This window comes from Aeribacillus sp. FSL K6-2833 (assembly GCF_037965815.1).
Lineage (GTDB): Bacteria > Bacillota > Bacilli > Bacillales > Aeribacillaceae > Aeribacillus > Aeribacillus composti.
This window is the reverse complement of the sequence record NZ_CP150189.1, coordinates 2,581,800-2,596,981: the sequence shown is the minus strand read 5'-3', so window position 1 is coordinate 2,596,981 and position 15,182 is coordinate 2,581,800. Positions and strand designations below refer to the sequence as shown.

16 protein-coding genes are annotated in these 15,182 nt (G+C 42.2%); all 16 read left to right on the top strand.

Features of this window, described 5'->3' with window-relative positions; genetic code table 11:
• Position 1 precedes the first annotated feature (1 nt).
• The 16 genes from NSQ94_RS12615 (at position 2) to NSQ94_RS12540 (ending at position 15,141) form a co-directional block, all read left to right on the top strand.
• Positions 2-859 carry a 3-hydroxyacyl-CoA dehydrogenase NAD-binding domain-containing protein gene (locus NSQ94_RS12615; RefSeq protein ID WP_339229265.1) on the top strand — a complete coding sequence of 286 codons (858 nt, stop codon included), beginning with the start codon at positions 2-4 and terminating at the stop codon, positions 857-859.
• Positions 849-1,574 carry a 3-hydroxyacyl-CoA dehydrogenase family protein gene (locus NSQ94_RS12610; RefSeq protein WP_339229263.1) on the top strand — a complete coding sequence of 242 codons (726 nt, stop codon included), beginning with the start codon at positions 849-851 and terminating at the stop codon, positions 1,572-1,574. Before NSQ94_RS12615 ends, NSQ94_RS12610 begins: the two co-directional genes overlap by 11 nt.
• Positions 1,575-1,659: 85 nt before the next feature.
• Positions 1,660-2,859 (top strand): thiolase family protein, encoded by a 1,200-nt coding sequence (locus NSQ94_RS12605; RefSeq protein ID WP_339229261.1) that lies wholly within the window; start codon positions 1,660-1,662, stop codon positions 2,857-2,859.
• A gap of 6 nt (positions 2,860-2,865) precedes the next feature.
• Positions 2,866-4,350, top strand: coding sequence for an aldehyde dehydrogenase family protein (locus NSQ94_RS12600; protein WP_339229259.1), 1,485 nt, complete (start codon positions 2,866-2,868; stop codon positions 4,348-4,350).
• A 122-nt stretch (positions 4,351-4,472) separates the two neighbouring features.
• Entirely contained in the window at positions 4,473-5,273 is an 801-nt protein-coding gene (locus NSQ94_RS12595) for an enoyl-CoA hydratase/isomerase family protein (RefSeq protein WP_339194935.1), read from the top strand.
• Positions 5,274-5,538: 265 nt separating this feature from the next.
• Positions 5,539-6,414: a PaaX family transcriptional regulator C-terminal domain-containing protein gene (locus NSQ94_RS12590; RefSeq protein ID WP_339229257.1), complete on the top strand. Its 876-nt coding sequence runs from the start codon at positions 5,539-5,541 to the stop codon at positions 6,412-6,414.
• Between the two features lie 22 nt (positions 6,415-6,436).
• Positions 6,437-7,411 (top strand): MBL fold metallo-hydrolase, encoded by a 975-nt coding sequence (locus tag NSQ94_RS12585; protein ID WP_339229255.1) that lies wholly within the window; start codon positions 6,437-6,439, stop codon positions 7,409-7,411.
• 207 nt (positions 7,412-7,618) lie between these two features.
• A complete protein-coding gene (locus tag NSQ94_RS12580) occupies positions 7,619-8,554 on the top strand; it encodes a Phenylacetic acid catabolic protein (RefSeq protein WP_339229253.1) in 936 nt (311 codons plus the stop codon).
• Entirely contained in the window at positions 8,554-8,880 is a 327-nt protein-coding gene (locus tag NSQ94_RS12575) for a metal-sulfur cluster assembly factor (RefSeq protein WP_063388949.1), read from the top strand. Before NSQ94_RS12580 ends, NSQ94_RS12575 begins: the two co-directional genes overlap by 1 nt.
• Positions 8,877-9,107, top strand: coding sequence for a hypothetical protein (locus tag NSQ94_RS12570; RefSeq protein ID WP_063388948.1), 231 nt, complete (start codon positions 8,877-8,879; stop codon positions 9,105-9,107). The genes NSQ94_RS12575 and NSQ94_RS12570 overlap by 4 nt, the downstream gene beginning before the upstream one ends.
• 5 nt (positions 9,108-9,112) lie before the next feature.
• The gene (locus NSQ94_RS12565; protein WP_144598257.1) at positions 9,113-9,748 is read left to right on the top strand and encodes a Phenylacetic acid catabolic protein; all 636 of its coding nucleotides are present in this window, start codon (positions 9,113-9,115) and stop codon (positions 9,746-9,748) included.
• A gap of 9 nt (positions 9,749-9,757) precedes the next feature.
• A complete protein-coding gene (locus NSQ94_RS12560) occupies positions 9,758-10,543 on the top strand; it encodes an enoyl-CoA hydratase-related protein (protein ID WP_144598247.1) in 786 nt (261 codons plus the stop codon).
• A 17-nt stretch (positions 10,544-10,560) separates the two neighbouring features.
• Positions 10,561-11,361, top strand: a complete 801-nt coding sequence (locus tag NSQ94_RS12555) for an enoyl-CoA hydratase/isomerase family protein (RefSeq protein ID WP_144598246.1) — start codon at positions 10,561-10,563, stop codon at positions 11,359-11,361.
• A gap of 109 nt (positions 11,362-11,470) precedes the next feature.
• On the top strand, positions 11,471-13,054 hold the full coding sequence (locus NSQ94_RS12550) for a benzoate-CoA ligase family protein (protein WP_094245477.1): 1,584 nt from the start codon (positions 11,471-11,473) through the stop codon (positions 13,052-13,054).
• A 33-nt stretch (positions 13,055-13,087) separates the two neighbouring features.
• A complete protein-coding gene (locus tag NSQ94_RS12545) occupies positions 13,088-13,537 on the top strand; it encodes a thioesterase family protein (protein WP_063389426.1) in 450 nt (149 codons plus the stop codon).
• Positions 13,538-13,572: 35 nt separating this feature from the next.
• On the top strand, positions 13,573-15,141 hold the full coding sequence (locus NSQ94_RS12540; RefSeq protein WP_339229251.1) for a long-chain-fatty-acid--CoA ligase: 1,569 nt from the start codon (positions 13,573-13,575) through the stop codon (positions 15,139-15,141).
• The last annotated feature ends 41 nt before the right edge of the window (positions 15,142-15,182 follow it).

Here is a 15,182-nt window from a genome sequence, read left to right as displayed (position 1 = left end):
TTTGACGATTCAAACGGTTGGAGTTGTAGGAAGCGGAACAATGGGCTCTGGCATTGCCCAAACGTGTGTGCAGCATGGATTTCGTGTATTGCTTTATGATTTAAATGATGCGATCGTTCAGAAAGCATTTACTCAAATTAAAAAACGCCTTAACAGATTAGTAGAAAAGGGAAAAATGGAGGAACGAACGTTTCAAGAATCAATATCACGAATTGAGACTTGCACCGAATTATCGCTGATGAAAGCGTGTGATCTTGTGATTGAAGCAGTTCCGGAAAAAATCAATATTAAAAAAGAAATTTTCCAAGCGCTGGATGAACATTGTCCAGAACAAACCATTTTAACCACCAACACATCATCGTTTTCTGTCACTGAAATTGCAAGCGTTACCAAAACAGGGGGAAGAGTGGCAGGTCTTCATTTTTTTAATCCGGTTCCGCTAATGCCTTTAGTAGAAGTCGTAAGAGGGGTGAAAACGTCTGAGGACACTTTGAAAAAGCTTGCACAATTTGTCTCTTCTCTTCAAAAAGATCCGGTTGTTTGCGAAGATACACCGGGATTTATTGTCAACAGAATTGCCCGTCCTTTTTACAATGAAGCATTGAAAATTGCAGGAGAACGTTTGGCGAAGCCCGAACAGATTGACAGGATCATGAAAAAGGCTGGACGTTTTAAAATGGGTCCTTTTGAACTGCAAGATTTAATTGGTATTGACGTGAATTTTTCCACAACGGAAACCGTCTACAATAGTTTTTTCGGAGAGGAAAGATTTCGTCCGCATTATTTTCAGCAGCGCATGGTTCAGTCAGGTAAGCTTGGCAGAAAGGCCGGTGAAGGATATTATCGCTATGAAAACTAAATCATTCACTGTAAAAGTAGCTGGAGAAGGCTCTTTAGCCGATTCGATCATAGCGCAATTGCGCGAAACAGGCCATCAGCTCGAAGATCAATCGGCTGTTCATTCAAATTTTGATATTGTGATCGAAACGACGAATCTCGGCATTGACCAAAAGAAAAAACTGTTGGTCGAAATCGAAAAAACATTGCCAAAGGAAACGGTCATTTTGTCTACATGTCTTGGTGTAACAGCAACAGAAACCGCTTCTTGGCTCCAACATCCTGAACGATTAGTCGGATTTGCCGCATTTTTCCCTTGGGAAGATTGTGAACTTGTCGAACTTGCACCGGCTTTGCAAACCGAAAAAGAAAATGTTGAGAAAGCTAAGCAGTTTTTTGAAGAAGTTGGAAAAGAGGTCGAAGTAGTGGAAGACGGTGTAGGATTAGTATTTCCTAGAATTTTATCATTAATTATTAATGAAGCTGCTTTTGCTTTAACAGAAGGTGTTGCAAGTGCAGAGGACATAGACAAAGCAATGATGAAAGGAACGAATTACCCGATGGGCCCCCTTCGCTGGGCGGATCATATCGGTATTGATGATGTTTATGCTGTTTTAGCCGGACTGTTTAAAGAAACGGGGGAGGACCGCTACCGGCCAGCTCCATTTATCAAAAAGATGGTGTATGCCAAATGGTTCGGAAAGAAAACGGGAAGAGGCTTTTATCAATATGATTAAAAATTCCAGTTGATGATGGTAGCTTCGAGAAAGGTTCAAAATGAATCAAAATGCCTGAAAAAACGGTCAAAATGGGGGTAAGCAAATGAAAGAAGCTGTGATTGTTGATGCTGTCCGAACCCCGATCGGCAGGTTCAACGGGGCATTAAGAGAGGTCCGCCCGGACGATTTGGCAGCTCACGTCGTAAGAGAGCTGCTCAAGCGAAATCCGATTGATCCTTCCGATGTGGAGGATGTAATTTTTGGCTGCGCGAATCAAGCCGGAGAAGATAATCGCAATGTGGCAAGAATGGCCGTGCTTCTTGCGGGTTTGCCTGAAACGGTTCCAGGCGTGACCGTCAACCGTTTATGCGGATCGGGTCTGGAAGCAATTAATCAAGCAGCGTTGGCGATTCAAGGCGGATTGGGAGACGTCTATATTGCAGGCGGAACCGAAAGCATGACAAGAGCTCCATATGTCATGATGAAGCCGCAGCTTTCTGGAATGAGGGACACGCCGGCTTTTTATGATACAACTATCGGCTGGCGGCTTGTCAATGATAAATTAGCGGAAATGTATCCGCCGATCAGTCTTGGCGAGACGGCTGAAAATGTAGCTGCGCGCTATCAAATTTCGAGGCAGGAGCAAGATGAATTTGCGTTGGAAAGCCATAAAAAAGCCGGAAAAGCGATACAAGAAGGGCGTTTTCAAGACGAAATTGTTCCGGTGACAATAACAGGGAAAAAGGGGGAAGAAACGATAGTAGATGCAGATGAGCATCCGAGGCCTGATACGACTTTGGAAAAGCTGAATAAATTAAAGCCTGCTTTTGTTCAAGACGGAACAGTGACCGCTGGAAATTCCTCTGGAATCAATGACGGCGCTTCCGCACTTTTAATCATGGAGAGATCGATAGCAGAAAGACTTGGCTTTAAGCCGCTGGCACGGATTGTTGGCTCCGCTGTTGCTGGGGTGAATCCATCTTATATGGGGATTGGCCCGATTCCAGCAACGAAAAAAGTGCTGCAAAGAACTGGTTTATCTATCAGCCAACTGGATTTAATCGAGATTAATGAAGCATTCGCCTCCCAATCCATTGCCTGCATTAAAGAGCTGGGATTTGATATGGAAAAGGTGAATGTCAACGGTGGAGCAATTGCTTTAGGTCATCCTCTCGGCTGCAGCGGGGCGAGAATTGTTACCACTCTCGTTCATGAAATGAAAAGAAGAGACGTTAGATATGGACTCGCGACGATGTGCATAGGCGTCGGGCAAGGAATCGCCACGATTGTCGAAAAAATATAGAAAGGAATGAAAAATATGAAAAAACACTATCAGCTTTTTATTAATGGACAATATGTAGACAGCTCAAACGGAGAAGTATTCGAAACGCATAATCCTGCAACCGGCGAAGTCCTCGCAACGGTAGCCAAAGCAACAAAGAAAGACGTTGACAAAGCGGTGGAAGCAGCCCGTGCTGCATTTGAGTCGGGCAAATGGCCGAGAATGACGGCAGCGAAAAGAGCTCGCCTGTTAAACCGTATAGCGGAAATGATGAGAGAACGATTTGAAGAATTGGTTCGCGCAGAAGTATTAAACAGCGGAAAGACCGTTGCTGCTGCCAAGGGTCAAATTATGCAGGCGATTGAAGATTTTGAATTTTATGCCGCCGCATGCTTAACTCTCCAAGGTGATGTCAATCAAGTTCCAAACGGCTTTTTTAACTATACTCTTAAAGAGCCGGTCGGGGTATGCGGTCAAATTATTCCTTGGAATTATCCGCTCATGATGGCCGCTTGGAAAGTGGCGCCTGCATTGGCTGCCGGGTGCACTGTTGTCTTGAAGCCTGCTAGCTACACTCCAATTACAGCCTATATGCTTGCGGAAATATGCCATGAAGCAGGTGTTCCGGCAGGAGTCCTGAACGTCATTACAGGCAGCGGGTCTGAAATCGGACCATATATGACGGAGCATCCTGGAATCGACAAAGTTGCGTTTACAGGCGAAACGGAAACCGGAAAGGACATTATGAAGCGCGCTTCTGAAACGTTAAAACGGGTAACTTTGGAATTAGGAGGAAAATCGCCGAACATCGTCTTTGACGATTGTGATCTGGAAGGAGCCGTCAACGGTTCGCTTTATGGAATTTTTTACAACACAGGACAATCTTGTGAAGCAAGATCCCGCTTGTTTGTTCATGAAAACATTTATGATGAATTTATGGAAAAATTTCTCGAAAAAGCTTCCCGTATACGAGTAGGAAATCCGTTTGATGAAGGCGTGCATATGGGGGCCGTCATTTCCAAAAGTCATCAGCAAACAATTGATCATTACGTGAAATTAGCGGTGGAAGAGGGCGGAAAAATTTTATACGGCGGCAAAATACCGGAAGGTGGAGAGTATGAAAAAGGGTATTGGTATTTGCCGACGGTTATCGGTGATGTCACAAATGATATGAGAGTTGCACAAGAGGAAATTTTTGGGCCTGTCGTAGTTGTTATGAAATTCAGCGACGAGCAAGATGTGATCCGACAAGCAAATGATTCCATTTTTGGATTAGGTTCGGCTATATGGACGAACGATCATGGAAAGGCACACCGTGTTGCGGCACAAATAAAGGCAGGCATTGTTATGGTGAACTCGCCAATTTCTGCATTTCCTGGAACACCTTTTGGAGGCTATAAGCAATCGGGATTTGGCCGGGAGCTGGCATTGGAAACATTGAATTTGTACACGGAAACGAAAAGCGTCGTTTCTTATATCGGCAGCAAACCATTAAATCTCTTTGGACTCTAATTATATGTATAAAAAAAGATCGTTGAAAAAAAATATAATTTCTATTGAATTATTAGAATATTTAGTATATTATGTTTATGAAACGATAAAATATTAAACGTATAGATAAAGGAGGAATTGCAATGTCAGATACAGTAGCAATAGAAAAGAAAAATTTAACGGTGGTCAAAAACAACGGAGTGGCGGAAATCCATCTTCACATCAATAAAACGAATGCCTATGGATTGGAATTTTATCAAGAATTCAACGCAGCGATCGATGAGCTTCGCTTCGATCCAAACATAAAAGTGGTCGTGCTGATGAGCGATGTGCCGAAATTTTTCTCGGCAGGAGCGGATATCAATTTCTTAAAAGCAGCGGATCCGCGCTATAAAACACAGTTTTGCCTGTTCTGTAATGAAACGCTGGATAAAATCGCCCGTTCGCCGCAAGTATATATCGCCTGTTTGGAAGGGCATACAGTCGGCGGAGGATTAGAAATGGCGCTAGGCTGCGATCTGCGATTCATGGGAGATGAAGCAGGAAAAATCGGCTTGCCGGAAGTATCGCTTGGGGTGCTGGCCGGAACGGGAGGAACGCAGCGGCTCGCGCGGTTGATCGGGTATTCGAGAGCGCTGGATATGAACATAACTGGGGAAACGCTGACACCGCAGGAAGCGCTGGACATCGGTCTCGTCAACAAAGTGTTCCCGCAGGCGGAAACGAGAGAGCGGACGCTTGAGTATGCGAGAAGGATAGCTGAAAGCGCAAGCTATGCGGTTTCCAACATCAAGCTGTCGATCATGAACGGAAAGGAAATGCCATTGAACGTAGCCATCCGCTACGAAGGCGAGCTGCAAAACTTGTTGTTCCGCTCAGAGGATGCAAAAGAAGGATTAAGTGCATTTTTAGAAAAGAGAAAACCAAATTGGAAAGGGATATAAAAAAGAAGGACGCAACATATCGGCCATAAACGGCCGGTATTTTTTCATCCAGAAAATAATGCGGAAATTTAAAGACAAGTCATATGCTTTCCTCAAGGAGGAGGCAGTTTTTTTCTGATCGGCAGAGTCGATTTAATCATCTTCAGACTTATAAAAAAATAGATCAAAAGGCTCCCTATCTAGAAGAAAAAACTTGTAAAAATGGAATTCCATCCAGCATAATAAGAATAAAAGCAAAATTCAGGAAAAAGACGGGTGTAAGAAAATGAAGCCAAGATCATTAATGTTCACATTATTCGGTGAATACATTCAGCATTACAGCACAGAAGTTTGGATTGGCAGCTTAATTCAAATGATGTCCCATTTCGGCATTTCTGAATCTTCGATACGGGGAGCCACGTTAAGAATGGTTCAGCAAGGCTTTTTTAAAGTTCGCAAAATTGGCAATAAAAGCTATTATTCTCTTACAAATAAAGGAAAGAGAACGATGATGGACGGGTTTGCCCGCGTTTATTCAATGAGAAATTACAAATGGGATGGGAATTGGAGAATTTTGACCTATTCGGTCCCGGAAGAAAAAAGGGAGCTTCGCAATCAAATTCGAAAAGAGCTGAGCCTCATGGGATTCGGCTTGATTTCGCACGGTACGTGGGCAAGTCCAAACCCTGTTGAAGATCGGGTGATGGAGTTTATAAAAGATTACCATCTCGAGCCGTATGTGATTTTATTTACTTCCAGTTCAGTAGTATCCCATGATAATCATGAGTTGATTCATAGAGGATGGAATTTTGACGAAATTGCCAAAGAGTATGAATCATTCATTGATCAATACCGGCAAAAGTATGATGATTTTAAGGAACGCATTTGGAATAATGAATTATCAGATCAAGAATGTTTTATTGAGAGAACGAAGCTTGTTCATGAATATCGCAGCTTTTTCTTTATCGACCCGGGGTTTCCGAACGATCTGCTGCCTGCTGACTGGAGCGGCTTAAAAGCTAGAGAGCTGTTTTTCAATGTACATCAGCTTTTGTCTGTACCTGCTATTCGATATTTTGAAACTTTATTTGAAAAAGCTCCCGATTGTGAATTGGAAGCGAATCGGGACAGAGCGATCAACCCTTTTATGGACATTGTTTAAAATAAAAGCAAGTAGGTGCATAATGGTGGTCAATATTAAACAGATCGGGAAAAATATATATCGCATTCCGGTTCCAATCCCTTTTCCGATGAAATACATCTATTGTTATATGGTGCGCGATGCAGACGGATGGAGCCTTGTTGATGCAGGATTTCATAATACCGAAGCGATTGAAGCTTGGGAGCAAGTATTGAAACAAATGAATGTTCGTTATGAACAGATTCATTCGATTTATTTCACTCATTTCCATCCTGATCACTTCGGGTTGGCAGGGTGGATGCAGGAAAGAACAGGAGCAAAAGCTTATATAAGCAAAGAAGATTTTGCCATGGCGCAGCGTGTTTGGGGAAAAAACAGCAGCCAGGCGGAGCAAATTGGTGAAATGTGCAGAAAAAACGGTACACCGGAAGATCTTGCGGATGAAATTGAAGAAAGTATGAGAAGTTTGGCAAAGCATGTAACGTTTCCGGAATTGACGATTCTAGAGGATGGCGAGGTCATTCTAGGCGAAAGAAAATGGGAAGTTATACCGACACCTGGTCACAGCGATGGACACATTTGCTTTTATCAAAGAGAAGAAAGATTGCTGCTTGCAGCTGATCATATTTTGGATAAAATTACTCCGAACATTAGCATATGGCCCGGTTCAAGCAAAAATCCGCTTGGAAACTACATATCTTCGCTTGAAAAAATACAGCAATTGCAGGTAGACCTGGCGCTTCCTGCCCATGGGGCATTGATCGAACGAGTTGACGACAGAATATCAGAAATCATCCAGCACCATCAAAAGCGATTGGATCAAATATTTCGACTTGCGAAGGATGGCCGTACCGCCTATGACATTGCCCAAGATTTATTCCAGCACAAAAACTTGAATTCGCATCAATGGCGGTTTGCGATCGCAGAAACTTTGTCGCACTTGGAGTATTTAGTTTTCTCAGGGCAAATTAAAAAAGAGAATCGTAACGATATTGTCTTTTATAAACAAAATAAATAATGGATAAGTGCATAGCAAAAAGCTATGCGCTTTTTTTGCGGTCGTAAAAACGGCAAGAACGAAAGAAAGGAGAAAAACCTTTTATTTTTTTAAATTAACAAAAAAATTTGATTTTTCTATTTTTTCTTGACAAAAGAGGCGATTGTGAAATAATATTATGTTAAACAGACGAAATAAATAAAAACGTAATATAAAAGAGGTGAAAAAATGGATCAGGCAGCCCTTTTAAAAGAAAAAATTCAAAACGGTTTTATTGTTGAAGGCGTCGGTGACATGAATGAGGAATATTTAAAGGCATTAAAACAGACGTTGATTATTGTCGGAGATACAGAATTGTTAAGTGTGCCGCCGCTCCTTACTGTTTATGATCAAGCGCCCACTTTAAATAACAAAATTACAGCACTCGCCATTATGCAGGATGAAATCGGTCATGCACACATTGCTTTCAGGCTGCTGAAAGATTTGGGCGAAGATACAGACGAATTATTGTACAATCGAGCTCCAAATGAATGGAAAAACCCTTATGCCTTTGACTTTGAACTGTCAAATTGGATTGAGCTTGGAGTGTTTAATGCGTTCTTTGACCGCGCCGGCTACACACTGCTTGGGGATGCGTTTGAGCATACATCTTACGGGCCATGGAAACGCGCATTAGTGAAGGTTGATAAAGAAGAATTGTTCCATCTTAGAAATGGTGAAATCATTATGAGAACAGCCATGAATGATCCGAATTTGCAAGAGGAAGTTCAAAAAGCGGTTGATTGGATGTTTTTAATGGCGCTTGAATTTTTTGGTGTAGAAGACCGTTTAAAATCCAGATCCGCACAGCTTGAATACCGCTTAAAAGGAAGAACAAACGATGAGCTCCGTCAAAAATGGCTGTCAACAGCAGTTCCATTCTGTGAATCAATTGGAGTAAAAGTTCCAGCTCATTATGATGAAGAACAAGGAAAATATGTGCTCGATGTCCCATTCCCTTGTAAATTTGATCCAATCAATAAAAAATGGCTGTTCGACCAGCCGGACACATGGGAAAACGTCATTAAACGATTTAAACAAAGAGGACCGCAAAATGAACGGTTTGTAGGAAGAATTCAAAAAGGGGCAAAAGAATTAGAACAGCTGAGAAAAGAGGTGGTATGATGCACAAACAAGCTGTGGATCCGAAAAAATATTGGGAGGCGCTGAAAGAGGTGATGGATCCTGAATTCCCAATAAGCGTTGTCGATATGGGGCTCATTTACGATATTCAAATGAATGACGGGGAAGTGCATGTGACGATGACATACACAGCCGTTTCCTGCGCCTGCATGGAATGGATTGAAAGCGATATAAAAAATCGGCTTCTTGCAGAAGAAGAAGTAAAGGAAGTACACATAAATGTCGTATGGGATCCTCCATGGACGGTCGACCGTCTTAGCCCAGAGGGAAGGGAAAAATTAAAGTATTGGGGTGTAAGTGCAAAATGATCGCAGAAAAAATAACCTATGATATTTTTGCCCGCATTAATCGGGGAGACAACTTAATGCATATCGGCACGGTAGAAGCAGAAAACAGCGAGCTGGCAAAAGTGTATGCAACGTTTACGTACGACGAAGAGGATTGGACCGAAATGGTTGTCGTGGAACGAAACAAGCTGAATTGGGTGAAAAAACCTGATTGGCTATTTTCAGAGAAAGGAGCTGAAGCATTGTGAGCGTAATGGAACAAGGAACGCATTCTTTGATTGAATTGCTGGAGACAATAGCGGATAACAAATATGTGCTTGGCGACCGTTTAGTGGAAGTTGGTGTAAGCGGTCCGAATTTGGAAGCGACCTTGTCTGCTATAGCTATGGCTCAAGGAGAACTGGGGCATGCAAGACTTTTGTACAATTGGTGTTTTGATTTAAAAGGGGTAAAAGGCAAGAAGCCTGACATTCAAGCACAAACAGGAAAAGCTTTTCAAACAGCTGTAAACGTTCAAAACTGGATTTCTCTCATTGCTTCGCTATATGCAATCAATGCCGCAATCGATATCGTCTTTCAAACGGTGTTAAAAACAAGTCATTCCAAGGTTGCTTCACGGATTCAAAAGCTTGTCCGCGAACAACACGATCATATCATCTATGCAGAAAATTGGGCAAAACAACTTCTTCTTGATCAAGGAGCTGTCCCCTACAGATTTCAAGAAGCATTAAGGGAGGCTGCAGAGGAAGCAAAGGCTTGGCTTGCAAAAGTTGAAAAAAGTGAAGAATTGAAAAAGGAAGGTTATTTCCCGGAAACTCCTTCGTTCCCGGAAAAATTTGAAAAACGGCTGCAGCAATTAAATGCGGAACAGCTTGTTCAAGCAAAGTGAGTGATGCTCATGTCAGAATCAGGCGTTCTTTTAGAAATTCAAAACAAAGTGGCTATCATTCAATTAAATAACGCAAAACGTGCCAACGCATTAAGCAAATTTTTAGTAAAAGATCTTTCTTATGCGATAAACACGATAAAAGATCATTCGAATGTAAGCGCAGTTATTTTTACGGGAGGTGAAAGCAAAGCGTTTTGTGCAGGGGCGGATTTAAAAGAAAGGCAGTCCATGAGCGAACGAGAAGTGGAAGAATATGTCGCATTGCTCAGGAAAACATTTACAAATATCTCATCTTTGCCAATGCCGACGATTGCGGCTGTAAAAGGATTGGCTCTTGGAGGGGGATGTGAACTTGCTCTTGCCTGTGACATTCGTGTCATGGAAAAAGGGGCGCTCATCGGGTTGACGGAAGTTTCTTGGGGAATAATCCCGGGAGCCGGCGGCACTCAACGACTGGCGCAATTAGTAGGAATCGGCAGGGCCAAGCAGCTTATTTTTACAGCTGAAAAAATAAATGGCGAAAAAGCGTATGAAATAGGACTTGTCGAATATATTTGTGAAGCTGGCGAGGCAGAATTGAAAGCGCTTAACATAGCGGAAAAAATCTCGGAAAATTCAATTCATTCTGTCCGTTTAGCGAAGCAGGCTGTCGACAGTTTTGCTCGAGAACTAATGGAAAAAGGTCTGATAGCGGAATGGGATTGTTATCAAAAAACGATTTATCATCCGGATCGTTTAGAAGGATTGGCGGCTTTTCAAGAAAAACGCAAACCTGATTTTTCAAATGATAAATGAACAATGGAAGGAGAATAATGATGACAGTTGAAACAACTGCTAACAAAAATTTAACGGTGGTCAAAAACAGCGGAGTGGCGGAAATCCATCTTCACATCAATAAAACGAATGCCTATGGGCTGGAGTTTTATCAAGAATTCAACGCAGCGATCGATGAGCTTCGCTTCGATCCAAACATAAAAGTGGTCGTGCTGATGAGCGATGTGCCGAAATTTTTCTCGGCAGGAGCGGATATCAATTTCTTAAAAGCAGCGGATCCGCGCTATAAAACACAGTTTTGCCTGTTCTGTAATGAAACGCTGGATAAAATCGCCCGTTCGCCGCAAGTATATATCGCCTGTTTGGAAGGGCATACAGTCGGCGGAGGATTGGAAATGGCGCTAGGCTGCGATCTGCGTTTTATGGGAGATGAAGCAGGAAAAATCGGCTTGCCGGAAGTATCGCTTGGGGTGCTGGCTGGAACGGGAGGAACGCAGCGGCTCGCGCGGTTGATCGGGTATTCGAGAGCGCTGGATATGAACATAACTGGGGAAACGCTGACACCGCAGGAAGCGCTGGACATTGGTCTCGTCAACAAAGTGTTCCCGCAGGCGGAAACGAGAGAGCGGACGCTCGAGTATGCGAGAAAGATAGCTGAAAGCGCAAGCTATGCGGTTTCCAACATCAAGCTGTCGATCATGAACGGAAAGGAAATGCCATTGAACGTAGCCATCCGCTACGAAGGAGAGCTGCAAAACTTGTTGTTCCGCTCCGAGGATGCAAAAGAAGGATTAAGTGCATTTTTAGAAAAGAGAAAACCAAATTGGAAAGGGATATAAACGTTAGCTTTTCATATATATTGTGAAGCCTCCTGAATATATATCTTCTTCAGGCGGCTTCAATGCCGCTTCATCTATTCAAAAAATTGATATATAGGATGGTGAAAAAATGGATCTCCGCGGATTAGGTTTGCTTTACAATGCGGCAGTGCGGTTCATTGATGAAAGTGTAGAGAAAGGTTTGGGCGATAAAATAGCCATTTGTTATCGCGATGAGCGCATACACTATAATGAATTGCAGGAGAAAGTCAATCAGACAGGCAACATGCTCCGTGAGCTCGGTTATAAATTGGAAGACCGCCTTTTAATGGTTTGCCACGATACACCCGAATTTATTTATTCATTTTTTGGCGCCATAAAAATTGGTGCTGTCCCCATTCCGGTCAACACCATGATGAAGCCATCCGATTATGAATATTTTTTAAACAACAGCCGGGCAAAGGGCTTAATCATCCATGAAGATATTTGGGAAAAGATTGAAGTTTACAAAGAACGGTTTTGCTTTTTGAAGGATATCATTATCATTCCGGACAGTGAAAGCGAACAATCAGGCACACATTTAAATTTCCTCCAACTGATGAATAGGGCAAGCAAAAAGCTTGATGCAGCCATGACGAACAAGGACGATCAGGCCTTTTGGCTGTTCAGCTCCGGAAGCACCGGTAATCCAAAGGGCGTCATCCATTTGCAGCATGATATGGAATATGCTTTCAGCACATATGCGAAAAAAATATTGCATATAAGTGAAGAAGACCGATGCTTGTCCGCATCTAAACTGTTTTTCGCCTATGGCCTTGGCGGAGGAATGTACTTTCCTTTAGGAGCAGGAGCTTCAACTGTATTAGTGAAAGAACGCGCAACTCCGGAAGCAATGTTTCAGGCGATTGAAACGTACAAACCGACCATTTTCTTTGGGGTTCCGACTTTATATGGAGCGATGATTGATTATGTGTCGCGAACGGGAAAACAATTCGATTTGAGCTCGCTCAGAGTTTGTGTATCAGCTGGAGAAGCGCTTCCGAAAGCATTTTACCGCAAATGGAAAGAAATGTACAATGTCGATATTTTAGACGGAATTGGTTCAACAGAGGCTCTCCACATATTTTTATCCAATCGGATTGGAGATGTAAAGGCAGGAAGCTCTGGAAAAGTCGTTCCTGGTTATGAAGCAAAAATTGTCGACGAAATGGGCAGGGAATTGCCTCCAAATGAAATGGGAGATTTGTTGATTCGCGGAGACAGCATCGCACATGGATATTGGAACCTTCATGAGCAAAACAAGAAAAAATTTGTCGGAGAATGGCTTCATACAGGTGACAAATATTATAAAGACGAAGAAGGATATTTTTGGTATTGCGGGCGCTCCGACGATATGCTGAAGGTTGGCGGGATTTGGGTATCGCCTGTAGAAGTCGAAAATTGCCTTCTTCAACATGAAAATGTACTGGAAGCTGCAGTTGTCAGCGTGCAAAATGAAAATAATCTTGTCATTCCAAAAGCATATGTTGTTTTAAAAGATAGAACGCCCTCCAAAGAAATGGAAGATGAATTAAAAAACTTCGTGAAGCAGCAGCTGGCCCACTACAAATACCCGCGAATTATAGAATTTATTGACGAACTTCCGAAAACAGCAACAGGAAAAATTCAGCGTTTTAAACTTCGGGAATTATTAAAATCGAATTCAGCTCAATAGTTTAAGACATAGCATTGAAAGGAGTACGTACATTTGAAAAGAAACGAATTTCAGCTCAGGGTGAACTTTGGAGATACGGATGCAGCCGGCATTGTATACTATCCGAATTATTTTAAATGGTTTGATATTGCAGGGCATCAATTTTTTAGAAGTATCGGCCTTGCTCCGGCTAAACTCATCAAAGAATACAGCATCATTCTTCCGCTGCTTGATGTCCGCTGTACGTTTGAGCAGCCGTTATATTATGACGACATTATCACTATTAAAACAGAAGTAATGGAAGTGAACCGGAAAACAATAAAACTAAAGCATGAAGTATATCGTGAAGATACAAGAACCGGGCACGGATATGAGCTCAGGGGGTGGGTGAAAGAAGAAAACGGAAAAAAATTTGCAGTGCCCATACCTGAAGAGGTGAAAAAATTGCTTCAAGAAGACGGGTTTGGTGAACAGGCTCAGATCAATCCATGGCTCAGCGCATAAATGAACATTGAAAAAATGTAATGGAGGAGAGTAGCGTGGATCTTAACGTATCCATTCATGATGTGTTTGAAAAAGCATATAAGCGCTATCCTGATAAAGAATTCATTTACGATGGCTATAAACGTTTAACTTACAAAGATATCAAACAAATGTCCGATTCCATCGCCTCCGCTTTCCACCAGCTCGGTATAGGGAAAGGAGACCGCATCATTGCATGCCTGCCGAACTGGCATGAGTTTCTTGCCATATATTTTGCAATTGCAAAAATAGGCGCCATATTAGTTCCATGCAATACGCGATATCGTGTTGAAGAATTGTCTTATATAGTGGCCAATTCTGGTGCAAAAGCAATTTTTGTGGTAGAAGAGCATGGCCATTTCCATACGGTAAAATCTTTAATGGAAAGTAATGAAAGCGCTTTAGAAATGGTGTTTACGGTGCGGTTTCAAGAAGATGGTCACCATTCCTTTGAAGATTTGCTGAAAATAGGACAGTCGAAGCTGCCGCCGGAAGTGTCCATCGATCCGAAGGAAGATGTGTTTTCCATTTTATATACTTCAGGAACAACAGGACTTCCGAAAGGTGCCATGCTCACGCATTTAAATTTTGTCCATAATGCCGCATGTACAGTGGAGGCGCTTCAATGCGACGAAAATGACGTATTTTTAGTGGTCGTTCCTGTCTTTCACGTGTTTGGCATGGTTCCAAGCATACTGGCAGCTGTGACTGCCTGTGCCAAAATGGTGTTTATGGAGCAATTTAAAGCGGAAGCTGTATTAAAAATGATTGAACAAGAAAAGATTACGATACACCATGGAGTTCCGACAATGTTTATATTGGAATTAAATCACCCTCAATTCAAATCCTATGACTTATCTTCGTTAAGAACAGGTATTATTGCGGCAGCACCATGCCCTGTCGAAGTCGTGAAAAAAATTAGAAATGAGATGGGATGCAATATAACTATTTCCTATGGTCAAACGGAAACATCTCCAGTTGTGACAATTACAAGCTTTACAGACAGTGACATCATTCGTTCAGAAACGGTCGGCAGAACGATTCCAGGAGTTGAAATTAAAGTTGTTGATGTGAATCGCCAAACTGTACCGACTGGAGAAATTGGCGAACTTGCTGTGCGCGGGTTAAATGTCATGAAAGGCTACTTTAACATGCCAGAAAAAACGAAAGAAGCCATTGATCAAGATGGCTGGCTTTATACAGGTGACTTAGTGACGCTTGATGAACAAGGTTATGTCCGCATCGTTGGACGGAAGAAGGAAATGATCATCCGCGGCGGCTACAACATTTATCCTCGAGAAATTGAAGAAATTCTTTATAAACATCCGAATGTAGTAGAAGTAGCCATTATCGGGCTGCCTGACACTGTTTTAGGAGAGATTTCATGTGCGGCGGTAAAATTAAAAGACGGAGCTTTGGAAACGGAAGAATCGATGAAAAATTATTTAAAAGGAAAAATTGCTGACTACAAAATACCGGATAAAGTTGTTTTTGTCGATGAGCTGCCAATGACGCCGAGCGGAAAAATTAAAAAAGTAGAACTTCAGAAAAAATTAAAAGAAGATTTGCAAACAGAATTGCGATAATTTCATGCAAGGAAGATCAAACGGTAGACATATGTTTGCTC